This window comes from Coleofasciculus sp. LEGE 07092, assembly GCF_015207375.1.
Classification (GTDB): Bacteria; Cyanobacteriota; Cyanobacteriia; order Cyanobacteriales; family Coleofasciculaceae; genus LEGE-07092.
The window spans coordinates 23,679-34,815 of sequence record NZ_JADEWY010000071.1; the positions used below are offsets into that span (position 1 = coordinate 23,679).

The following is an 11,137-nucleotide window of genomic DNA, read 5'->3' on the forward strand; positions in this document are numbered from 1 at the left end:
GCACCAGTCTCACTAACAGCCAGTGGTTAAAACCACTGTCTCATAGCTGGCATTCGTCTTGCATACGACTGGATAAGACTTTCAGTCCATTTCAATGGACTTGAGCTATTAGCCCGGAGTTTGAACTCCGGGCTGATTTTCGGGTTTATCGACAAAGGTGCAAGATGTGAGTTTAATCTGAAATCTTGCACCCTTCCCCACTCTCTTCACTAAAACTGAGCCCCTATCGCTGCATTACAGCGCTCGCATATTGTCGGATGCTCGGCAATTTTACCCACATATGTTGAATAGTTCCAGCAGCGATCGCATTTTTCGCCCTCTGCCTTCACTACCCCAACCGAAACCTGATCCGATTCACTTCTGTAATCAGCCTTCTGAATGGGTTCTGGCGAATCTACCAGTTCCACCTGAGAGGCTAAAAATAGATAGCGTAACTCATCTACACCATTGCCAAGGGCGGCGTGTAGTTCGGGCAGGGTTCGGGTTTGAGTAACGGGTTCGGCACTCGCAGACACCACCTCTTCACTCGTGACAGTTTCCACCGTTGGGGACTCTACCTCTATATGCTCTGCTTTAAGAGAGCGCGTGGAATTTATGCCTAAAATCTCAACTTTCAGCGATCGAACTCGTTCAGATAACTCTTGGCGATTTTCGGCAAGGAGCAAGTAACGCTTTGTAAACCAAGCCGTGTATACAATCCCAACTAGTTCTAATACATCGGGTACTAAAGGCAGGTAGTGAAGTGCATCCAACACAGAAGCCGTCACCTTCAATGTAATCGGCACCGCCAGCAACAAACTCCCTGTCAGCAACAAGCGGCGGTTGTCTTTAAATAATTCTTTCAAACTTGCTGATGATTCCGCTAGCAATTGGTTGAGGGTTTTCCACCACGGTTGTTTCTCTTCGGAAGATTGGTCGCTGTACTCTAGCTGATGCAGTCGCTCAACGGTTTCAATCGCCGTTTCCTCTGCCTCTGGAGTATCACTTTGTAACCAGAGTCGAGGAATGCCAACAGGGTTCAATGCTTCCAACTGCTGTCGCAACTCCTGGTTAGGGACGTAGAGCAATACCTTCGCATCTAGGGAAGAACCAATCATTTTTTCTGCCCTAGCTTGCTCCATTACTTTATTCACCTCAGTACGGATACCCCGCAAGGTTGTCCAGAATTTTGCCAGTTCCGGGTTTTTCCAGTGGTCTTCTAACTGCACCCAACCCGCCTCAAATACTGACTTGTAGGGGGTTTCATAGGGGAGATACTGCCAGATATCTTCTGCCATGTGACACAGCACTGGTGCGATCGCTCGTGCTAAATTTTCTAATGCCACTGCTAGCACTGTCTGACAACTCCGACGCCGCACAGAATCCGCGTTGCTGATATAGAGCCGGTCTTTGGCAATATCTAAATAGAAGTTCGACAAATCAACCACGCAGAAATTCTGCACCGTCTGGAAGAACCGGTAACTTTCAAAGGCGGCAGTCACGTCCTCAAATACTTCCGTTATCCGGTGCAGCATATAACGGTCTAATTCCGGCAACTGTTCATAAGGCACGGTATGTTGTGCCGGATCAAAGTCGTGCAGGTTGCCCAACAAGAATCGTGCCGTATTGCGAATCTTGCGATAGATATCTGATTGCTGCTTCAGGATGCTCTGACCGATGGGGACATCGGCAGAATAATCGACCGAGGACACCCACAGCCGCAGCACATCAGCACCATAGGCAGGTTCCTGCTTTTGGTTTTTCCCACCTTCGATAATCGTTGCTGGGTCAACCACATTCCCCAAGGATTTACTCATCTTGCGACCTTGTTCGTCGAGAACAAAGCCGTGAGTTAAGACCGTCTCGTAGGGCGCTCTACCATTATTTGCCACGCTTGTCAACAAACTGGACTGAAACCAACCCCGATGCTGGTCTGACCCTTCCAGATACATATCTACCGGATAGCACAACTCGTCTCGCTGTTCGGCAACGGCTGCCCAGGAGGAACCGGAGTCAAACCAGACATCCATCGTGTCCATCCCTTTACGGTAGGTGCGACCGTTATTGCGGTATTTTTCGGGTAACAACTCGTCTACCGATAATTCCCACCAAGCATCCGAGCCTTTTTCAGTGACAATAGCTTGGACGTGGGCGATAGTTTCTTCGGTGAGTAGGGGTTCGTTCGTTTCTTCGTCATAGAATACCGGAATCGGCACACCCCAACTGCGTTGACGGGAGATACACCAATCCGACCGTTCCGATACCATTGCCGTGATCCGGTTTTCCCCTTGTGCTGGAATCCACTTTACCGAAGCGATCGCTTTCATCACTTCTTCTCGGAATCCATCCACCGAGGCAAACCACTGTTCTGTTGCTCGGAAGATGGTCGGTTGTTTGGTGCGCCAGTCGTAGGGATATTTGTGAACGTATTTCTCTTCTTTCAGGAACGAACCCGCTTCTTTGAGTGCCTCAATCACCGCTTGATTGGCATCACCGAGTACATTCAACCCGGCAAACTGACCCGCTTCTGCGGTAAAGTTACCCTCGTCATCCACAGGCGAGATAATCGGCAGACCGTAGCGCTGACCTACGGCAAAGTCTTCTTGACCGTGACCGGGTGCTGTATGAACTAATCCTGTACCGGATTCGGTCGTTACATAATCACCACCAATGACAATTGGACTCTCCCGGTCAAACAAAGGATGGCGGTAGGTGGAATGTTCCAACGCCTTACCTTTGAGGGTAGTTTTTACCGTTAACTCGGTGTCCAAAGTTTGGGAGAGCCGTTCTACCAATTCAGCGGCAACGATTAAGTATTTAAACCCGTTGGATTTTTCCTTTGTATCCGCATTTGAGGCAGCGTCTCGCTTAGATGACGGTCCCCCTTTACTCAAGCCAAAACCAAAGCCTTTCGACTTTTGCTTTGAGGTTTTTTCCGCTTCAGAATCGTCCTCCTCTGACTCTTGAGGAACTTCTACCACCGCATAGTTCAGGCTAGGATTCACGGCAACGGCTAAGTTACCAGGAATCGTCCAAGGGGTCGTCGTCCAGATAGCCACACCCAAATCGGATAAATAAGGGTCTAGCACCGCTGCGATTTCCGGTGCGGCTTTGGTCATTGGGAATGCTGCATAGAGACTGCGGGAGGTATGACCTTCGGGATACTCCAACTCCGCTTCTGCCAGGGCTGTTTGAGAACTGGGACTCCAGTGAACAGGTTTCAATCCCCGATAGATGTAGCCTTTGAGTACCATCTGAGCGAATACGCCGATTTGAGCGGCTTCGTATTCGGGGTTGAGTGTCATGTAGGGATGCTCCCACTCACCCCACACGCCAAAGCGCTTAAAGCCCTCGCGCTGTTCTTCCATGGCTTTGAGGGCAAATTTCCGGGCTTTGCGGCGCAGTTTCAGAGGAGTAAGCTGCTGTCGTTCCTCGGAGTCCATCGCTTGCAGGACTTTCATCTCAATGGGCAAGCCGTGGCAGTCCCAACCCGGCACGTAGCGAACCTTGCGCCCTTGCAGCAGTTTGTATTTATTAATAATGTCTTTGAGAATTTTATTCAGGGCATGACCCATGTGCAGCGAACCATTGGCGTAGGGAGGTCCGTCGTGCAACACGAAAATCTCGCCCGGATTGTGCTGTGACAGTCGCTCGTAAATAGTCTGGTCTGCCCAAAACTTTTGCAGTTCCGGTTCCCGCTTGACAGCGTTCGCCCGCATTTCAAACTGGGTTTTGGGCAGATTTACGGTGTCTTTGTAAGTTTTGGATTCTGTCACAATCTGACTCTGTTGGTTGCTTGTTGTTTGGTGTTTGTTGCGGGTTGTTGGGTAGGGATGCTTACTGCCAACAACCCATGACTCGAATGGGCTAGTCTATCTATTATCGGCGAGAATCTACCCGAGCTTCAACTTTGTTTGGGAGGATTTTCGGAATTGCCGATATCTTGAGCATCATCTTGTGATAGTTCCCGTTCTGTGGGGTCGCCTTGACCGATGGGTTCAGCCGGGGGTGAGAGTTGGGATTCAGGGGCGATTTCTTCGATTGGAGTTTCTGGTGTTTCCCTTGACTCTTGCCTGTCAGCAGCGTAGGATTTCTTGGCTGCTTCTACGAGTTTGGGGTCAGGTTGCTGGGGAGGGTTGAGTTTAGAAGACTCTGAGGTTTTCGCTTCTGCTGCTAGTTCCTCTTGGGGGGATTCCGGTGGTTTTGCCGTTTTCTGTTCAGTAGCCTGTACCTCTGGGGGTGTCGGTTCAGTTACCTCGGTTACTTCTACGGGGACTGTTTGTGCTGTTGCTTCCTCTGATAAGCTTTCTTCTGGCAATACTTCTGGCTCAGGCGTTGTTACTGGAAGCTGAGGAGTTTTATCCTTGGCTTTGGGTTTGCTCAAGATAGTCTTAAGAAAGCCACTCACTCGTCCAAATCTTTTGGGTCGTAGCTTTGTTGATGATAAGTCTCTGACGGGTTCCCTTTCGACTGGCTTTTCTGTTGCTGGGGATCTTGTCGCTTCGGGTTCCTCAGTGACTTCCTCCGTGACTTCTACAGAAGGAGTTGTTGCCTCTGCTGTTTCCTCAGTCGTTTCGGCAGGGGATGCGGCTACGGTTTCAACTTCTTCAGCAAGAGCTTTGACTTCCTCCGTTGCTTGGGTTGCTTCGGCAGGTGACGCTATTTCTTCAGCCGGAGTTTGGACTTCTTCTGTTGCTTGGGTTGCTTCAGTCGTTGCCTGGGTAGGAGATACCTCTGCTGCCACGGTTTCCTCAACCGGAGTTTCAAGGAATTCGACGTCTTCGGGTAGTGGCTCTGTTGTTGCGGCTGTTTCGAGTACTGGAGCAACTGACGGTGTTGCTTTCTCGACTTGCTTCTTGCGGAATAGGCTGGTTACGGGTTGGAATACTACGTTTCGTCCCACCTTTCCTACGGAGGAACTCGCTAATTTTTCCTGGACTTCTAGGGAAATCTCAGTTTTGTAGTCAGGTAAAGTTAGCTCTCGCCGTAAGCTGAGGGTTTGCCAACCCAACCAGCCTAAAAGAGACACGCTTGCCATTTGACTTAGCAGTACTGCACCGGTAATGCGTCCCGCGCCTATCCATAAAACTAGGGCGTAGAAGAAGCCCACACCACTCCAGATAAAGTCGCTTTTGCGGTGGACTTCTGGAAAAAAGAACGCTGCCATGTAGAAGGCAAAGCTACCGAAAGCAATGACTAAGGCTAAGACGTATGGCAACATGAAAGCGGCTACTCCTTACTGTATCTGGTATTCGCGTTTAACGTTTCACGGGCATGGTCGATGCCGGAAAATAACTCCCCTACCCCTATTGTCAACAGTTAGGGGCAATCGGAGCCAAGCACATCGTAACAAGATATTACGTGGGGAGTGTCCGCTTTGGGCGCAATCGCGCTATTTTAAACGAATCCAGACCCGAACTCATTCAGGCAATCTGGTGATTGAGTTGAGAGAATGTTTTGAGTCTCAATGTCTAAACCCCTTGGAAACACTAGTATTTTCTTGTTTTTGAGCAAGGCTTTCCGGGATAATGCGATCGCCTCTTTACGGCTAAAACACAGAATCGGAATCCATCTGTCGCTATAAAAGTAAACGACAACGGTTTTACCAGTCTCCTTCTCCACAGGAAGCGAGTTGTGCCATGGTGAATTCATGGGTTCCTTATCTTATTACTTCTTACATCTACAATACTTTTTCAGTAACGCAGGTTTAATAAAATCTGTCAAAGGTAGTAAGTCTAGAGAAGTAGTTTAGATCGCCTCGCTCTCGGGATGTGGAGGTGCTGGGGAAACATTCAGCTAATTAGTTATTTTTGCAAAGGCATTTTACTCCTTAACTCTTCCTCTAAAATTTATAGTTACTCCAAATTCGCTAAATTCATCTTCTTGGTATGATTTTGAACCTTATTCTGATGAGCTTCTACCTTCTGTAAAAATTCATTCGTTAATTTAGTAAACGCTTTAGCTCCAGAGGAAGTAGGAGTAGCAAGAACAACTGGCATAAAGCTGTCCACAGCTTTGGCAACATTCACATCCATAGGGATACGATTTTTGAACAGAAGATTGGGTGAAAAGTCTTCTGTGACTCGTTTCATAACCTGATTGTAATACCGACCAATTAGACCCCCTGATAAAATAAAAACAATCCCCAAGAGTTGTAAGTTGAACGAAGTGCCAGAGTTGTGGCTTTCTTTGAGTTTAGCAATTCGTCGTTCTAGGAGTTGAATGCCTACAACCGATAGTGGTTCGGGTCGGGCTGGCAGTAAGTAAAAATCACTAGCAACAATACCGCTGCGAGTGAGGAGATTGTAGCCTGGGGCGCAATCTAAGATAATAAAGTCATAGTCATCAATAATCGGTTCTAAAATACTTTTAATGAGTAATTTTTCAAAATGATTCCAAACGTCACTAAAATTTGATTTTTCTTCACTAACTGCTTTATTGTGAAGCATTTCAGAGACTAAGTACTCATCGTATAAGTCAATATCTCCTGGGAGTAAATTTAGTTCTTTGATAGTACAGACGTAGGGTTGAATAACGTCTTTAATCGCCAGTTTACTTTGAATATTGGGTCGAATTGCCTTGTCAATTAGGTGACTTAACGTGCGTCTTGTTTTTCGAGCTTTCGCAAAGTCTTGAGGCGACATTAAACTAAGGGTAGCGCTAATTTGCGTATCTAAATCGACTACTAAAACCCGTTTTTGATGATTTTTTGCCAAGCAAGTCGCCAAGTTGACAGTCAAGGTTGTTTTCCCGACGCCGCCTTTCATGTTAACTGTGGCAATAACCAATCCCATGACCTAAAATCCTCTTGGAGAACGCTGCCTTGTTTCTTACCAGTTAATCCAGATTACATCAGTGCTGGATCTGTTGTAACAGTCCTTCAGCAGGTTCTGAAATTTAACGGTTTTCAGGCAACAGTAACAGTATAAGATATTAAGCTATTTTAAGCATCGATTCAGATGCTACTTGTGCCTTTGACTCCTCTGTAGTTCGAGGCGGCACTACAGAATGCTAAACTGTATTAGCTATTTTTGAAGGGTGATGCTCCCACAGCTTTAGAAAATCGCTGTACAAATTCTCGCGTTAACTCGGTAAAGGCTCTAGCACCCGTTGAGGTGGGTTCTGTGAGGACAACAGGTTGGAATTGATCAACCGCTTTGGCAACGGCAACATTTGTGGGGATTTCGGTCGTAAATATTTTATCTTCGCCAAAATCTGCACTGACTCGATTTTTAATTTTTGTTGCCATCCTTGTGGCATGACCGAGAGAAGAAAAGACAATACCGAATAGTTCAATTTTCGTGCGATCGTAGTGTTTAAGTTTTTTGATATGACCTTCCAAAATTCCCATTCCCACAACAGATAGGGGCTCTGGCTTAGTAGGTATCAAATAAAAGTGACTGGCAATAAGTCCACTGCGAGTCAGCAAATTGTCTCCCGGCGGGAAATCTAAGAAAATCCAATCATAGCTACTTATCACTGGCTGAAGAATAGTGCGGATTAGGGAGTTTTCCAAGCTATTCCAATTTCTTTCAAAATCTTGCTGACTGCTGTTGGTTTTAGAATAAAGAAGTACAGCTAAGAGAAAATCATTGTAAAGTTCAATATTACCCGGTAATAAGTCAAGTCCATTTACGTTACAGATATTGCGCTGAATAATATCGTGAATAGAAAAATGTGACTGAGGATTCGGTTGAATGGTTTGATTGACTAACTGTTTTAAGGTTCGCTTTTCTTTCCTGAGTTGAGCAAAGTTAAGGGGAGGCATCAGGCTAAGAGTAGCATTAATTTGGGTATCGAGATCGACGATTAGTACCCGCATCGCTCTATCTTTGGCAAGACAAGTTGCCAGGTTGACGGTGACGGTTGTTTTGCCGACACCACCTTTCATGTTGACGATTGAAATGACGTGTCCCATCCGCTGTGGTATCTACAGATGGTAATTATCATAGTCTGATATGCAATCTGTCTGACGTAAAGGTAGCGATTGGTTCCAGACATTGGCGGCTCTTTTGGCTTGATGACATGGTTTTCGCAGCTTAGGGGAACGCCCAAGAAGCTGAGGAGACTGACTGCCAGCTATTCTTTTAGTCCTGTGCTAGGGGGTAAAGGGGCTAGAGACGCAAGACATTAGTCCAACATTAACTTATTGTAGAACAGGCGAGACGCCTGTTTAATGATAATAATTAAAAAAAGAGGCAAGGTACAATGAAGGTTATTGCCGTTTATCACAATAAAGGCGGAGTAGGCAAAACAACAACTGTCGTTAATTTAGCAGCCGCCATCCGCAAAAGAGGGAAGAGAGTGCTGATTGTTGACTTAGACAGTCAAGCTAATACGACATTCGCTACCGGTTTAATCCAGTTTGATGATGAAGTATTTGATGATATTAAAGACTCAAATATTCTTCATGTCTTGCAGTCAGAAGAATTCTATACTATAGAAGAAATCGCAAGACAATCCCAATTCAATAATCCAGAATTAGATGTTGTTCCTTCCCATATCGATTTGATGCAATATGAGAACGAACTCAATCAACTAGATTACAGCCGCTTAATCCTCATTGATAAATTAGAAGATGTTAAAGATAACTATGATGTTGTCCTCATCGATACCCCTCCTTCCTTAAACCTTTATGCGAGAATAGCGTTAATTGCTGCTGATTATTTAATCATTCCATCAGACCTAAAACCTTTTGCCAATCAAGGATTGGTTAATGTCAAAGAATTTATTAAAAAAATTGATGGATTCAGACGACAAATCAGAAAAGAATCTCTGGAAATTTTAGGTGTTCTTGCCTGTAAAATTTCAACAAATTCTCGATTTATTCAATCAACTCTAAAAAAGCGCCTAGAGTCCCTGCAAAATCGATATGGTCTGAAGGTGATGGAAACAGTAATCTATGATAGAGATGACTTAGCAAAATGTGCTGAAAAAAGCCGGGAAATTGATGGTATAGAACGAGTAGAACCCCAGTCCATACTAGATTTTAAGCCCGATTCTATGGCAGCACGTGAATTTGAGTTGCTAGCGATAGAGGTTTTGCGAAAAATAGGAATGGAAGAATGAAATTATCGACTTCACTTGTCGCTGTTAGAAAAATTAATTCTGCCATTCCTCGCTCAAATTTCTCACAAGAGGAGCTAGACTGTGGTGCCCAAGTGATTTTAGCAGCTCAAGGAGTCATAAATCCTATTATTCTGCGTCGAACAAATCTAGACTCTTACGAGGTAGTTGATGGAAATTTTGAGTATTACGCGGCGGTTAGGGCAAGAGAAATAAATCCTCGTAAGGGCGAGATGATCGGAGCTTTTATTATTGAGGACGAGAATGAGGAGGCAATCAAAAAGCAAATTCAATTATTCAGAAAACCCAAGTTAGCTGTTTCAAAGCCTAAAATCTCTGGTTTAGATAACAATAGTATTCGCTTAACCACTATAGAGTCACAAATGGCTACCCTGAACTCTCAACTAACCCATCTTGAAGCACGCTTAGAAAATCAGATCGGTGAAGTGAAGATAGAACAGCGACGCGATATCCAGATTTTAGACGCTAGGCTGAAGGCAATTGAAAGTAGACTGCTCAAACCGATTGAACCCTTAGAAGCTCTGAATAATCTAACGTTGCCTGAACTAACGTCTAGCCTAGAGCCTAATGGTGTGAATGTTAAAGTTATTGAAAAAATTGTCAGGGAGCGGGATAAGAATGGCAAGTTTAACTCATGTGGGGAGGTAATTAGTCGGGTTAAAGGTTTAGGGGAGAAAACAATGATGAAGATTTTGGACTGTTTTTCGGGTTAGTGAAAGAAGGCAGACTTCCATTTAACTGCTCAGTTGAACGAAGGCAGAAAGCTTCGTACAAAGTCACTGGAGGCGATCGCATTACCTTTGCTTCTTAGGTTACTACATAAGTCAAAAATTATCCCCAGGTCTATCATTTAGCATCATTGTTTCTTCATTTTCCATCGCATCTTCTTCCTCATCACCTTCTAAAGCTGGTTTTTCTTGTTCCCAATCTTCAATCTGTTCAGTCTCACCTTCATAGTCATTCGCTCCGTGAGTATACTGAACCTCTGGTAATATCGGTTCTCCTTCTGCACTTTCGATAAAAATGGTAGATTCTTCCTCTAATAAGAACGCTTCATCCTCCAGTTGGTCGGTTAAAGTGGGTGGCACGAGAGACTGATTGTAAGCCTGAAACTCTTCCAGAGAAAATATAGCTCCGCTTCTCATGGCAAAGTTAAGGTTTTGTTCATCCAATTGAGCTTCAAACAGACAAGCATTGGTAAGATTAGCTGAGGTAACATTTGCACCTCTGAGGTCAGCCCTTGATAAATCAGCTCCTTCTAAGTAAGCGCCAGAAAGATCGGCTTGCGAGAGATTAGCACCCACAAGACTTGCCCAAGTCAAATTAGCTTTTTGTAGGTTGGCACCTGCTAAATTAGTGCCGAGTAACTCAGCCCCTGATAAATTCGCCTCCTCTAAGTTGGCTTCTGCTAGCATCCTGTAATTTAGACAGGCTTGTGCCAAATTGATGTGAGCCAAGCTGTGTCTGATTCGCTGCCAAAAGGCGGTGGGAGAAAGGGCTACCGTTCGACCTATAAAACTTAACAACTGGTCAGCATCAAACTCTTGGGGTACGTCAGGATTGCCGCACGGACAAAAGGGAACGTTAGCTTCTCGCGCTATCGTACAGAGTAATAAAAAGATATTAAGTCCGACAGTCGCATCAATTTGCAAGGCATTTAAAGGGTTTTGGATAGCACGCAACTCGTTTTGAGCGTGATGAGCAATGCCTTCATCTAGCCACCGTCCCCGACAGTAAGCCCGATAGAAGCGATAGAGGCGTTTAAACAGCAGGGGGAAGGAAAAGAAATTGGCATTGCGCTTTTGCTCCCGTCGCAGGCGCTCAATCACCAATTCTTCTATATCTTTTGATACCAAACCATACCCTAGCAGCGCGTAAAGATGCTGGGCGACATCAAGGGGCGAGTTAATCGCAAAGGAAATTTCACCGTAGGCATCTTGCGCTTGTTGGGTTAGTGCCTCAAGCTGAAGGGCAATTTCTTCAGCCCCCAAGTATTCTCCCAAGCTTGGGTGAGAGAATTCAACGCGAAGGTGAGAGGGCAACAGTTGCTTGTTTCTTACCAAGTGTGGGT

7 protein-coding genes and 1 pseudogene are annotated in these 11,137 nt (G+C 45.4%); 2 read left to right on the top strand and 6 right to left on the bottom strand.

Annotated elements, in window-relative coordinates; translation table 11 throughout:
- Nucleotides 1-209: 209 nt before the first annotated feature.
- The 5 genes from ileS to IQ257_RS17435 all read right to left on the bottom strand — a co-directional run bounded on the left by ileS (nt 210) and on the right by IQ257_RS17435 (nt 7,897).
- Nucleotides 210-3,755: an isoleucine--tRNA ligase gene (ileS, locus tag IQ257_RS17415; protein ID WP_193874732.1), complete on the bottom strand. Its 3,546-nt coding sequence runs from the start codon at nt 3,753-3,755 to the stop codon at nt 210-212.
- A gap of 128 nt (nt 3,756-3,883) precedes the next feature.
- On the bottom strand, nt 3,884-5,200 hold the full coding sequence (locus tag IQ257_RS17420) for a Ycf66 family protein (RefSeq protein ID WP_193874734.1): 1,317 nt from the start codon (nt 5,198-5,200) through the stop codon (nt 3,884-3,886).
- A gap of 176 nt (nt 5,201-5,376) precedes the next feature.
- Nucleotides 5,377-5,631 (bottom strand): hypothetical protein, encoded by a 255-nt coding sequence (locus IQ257_RS17425; RefSeq protein ID WP_193874736.1) that lies wholly within the window; start codon nt 5,629-5,631, stop codon nt 5,377-5,379.
- A 203-nt stretch (nt 5,632-5,834) separates the two neighbouring features.
- Nucleotides 5,835-6,773, bottom strand: coding sequence for a ParA family protein (locus IQ257_RS17430; RefSeq protein WP_193874738.1), 939 nt, complete (start codon nt 6,771-6,773; stop codon nt 5,835-5,837).
- Between the two features lie 227 nt (nt 6,774-7,000).
- Nucleotides 7,001-7,897 carry a ParA family protein gene (locus IQ257_RS17435; RefSeq protein WP_193874740.1) on the bottom strand — a complete coding sequence of 299 codons (897 nt, stop codon included), beginning with the start codon at nt 7,895-7,897 and terminating at the stop codon, nt 7,001-7,003.
- A gap of 275 nt (nt 7,898-8,172) precedes the next feature.
- On the opposite strand from IQ257_RS17435, the pseudogene IQ257_RS17440 reads away from it, so the two are divergent.
- Nucleotides 8,173-9,048, top strand: a pseudogene (locus IQ257_RS17440) (ParA family protein); the annotation flags it as partial.
- The gene (locus tag IQ257_RS17445) at nt 9,045-9,779 is read left to right on the top strand and encodes a helix-hairpin-helix domain-containing protein (protein ID WP_193874744.1); all 735 of its coding nucleotides are present in this window, start codon (nt 9,045-9,047) and stop codon (nt 9,777-9,779) included. The pseudogene IQ257_RS17440 and the gene IQ257_RS17445, both read left to right, overlap by 4 nt.
- Before the next feature lie 111 nt (nt 9,780-9,890).
- Here IQ257_RS17445 and IQ257_RS17450 read toward each other — a convergent pair.
- Nucleotides 9,891-11,137, bottom strand: a 1,247-nt coding sequence (locus IQ257_RS17450; protein WP_193933134.1) for a pentapeptide repeat-containing protein, incomplete at its 5' end; no start/stop codon positions are given.

What these genes read in the sequence shown, in the direction of transcription:
- IQ257_RS17420 (WP_193874734.1), bottom strand. Translation starts at nt 5,200, where the DNA reads ATGTTGCCATACGTCTTAGCCTTAGTCATTGCTTTCGGTAGCTTTGCC.
- IQ257_RS17425 (WP_193874736.1), bottom strand. Translation starts at nt 5,631, where the DNA reads ATGAATTCACCATGGCACAACTCGCTTCCTGTGGAGAAGGAGACTGGT.
- IQ257_RS17430 (WP_193874738.1), bottom strand. Translation starts at nt 6,773, where the DNA reads ATGGGATTGGTTATTGCCACAGTTAACATGAAAGGCGGCGTCGGGAAA.
- IQ257_RS17435 (WP_193874740.1), bottom strand. Translation starts at nt 7,897, where the DNA reads ATGGGACACGTCATTTCAATCGTCAACATGAAAGGTGGTGTCGGCAAA.
- IQ257_RS17445 (WP_193874744.1), top strand. Translation starts at nt 9,045, where the DNA reads ATGAAATTATCGACTTCACTTGTCGCTGTTAGAAAAATTAATTCTGCC.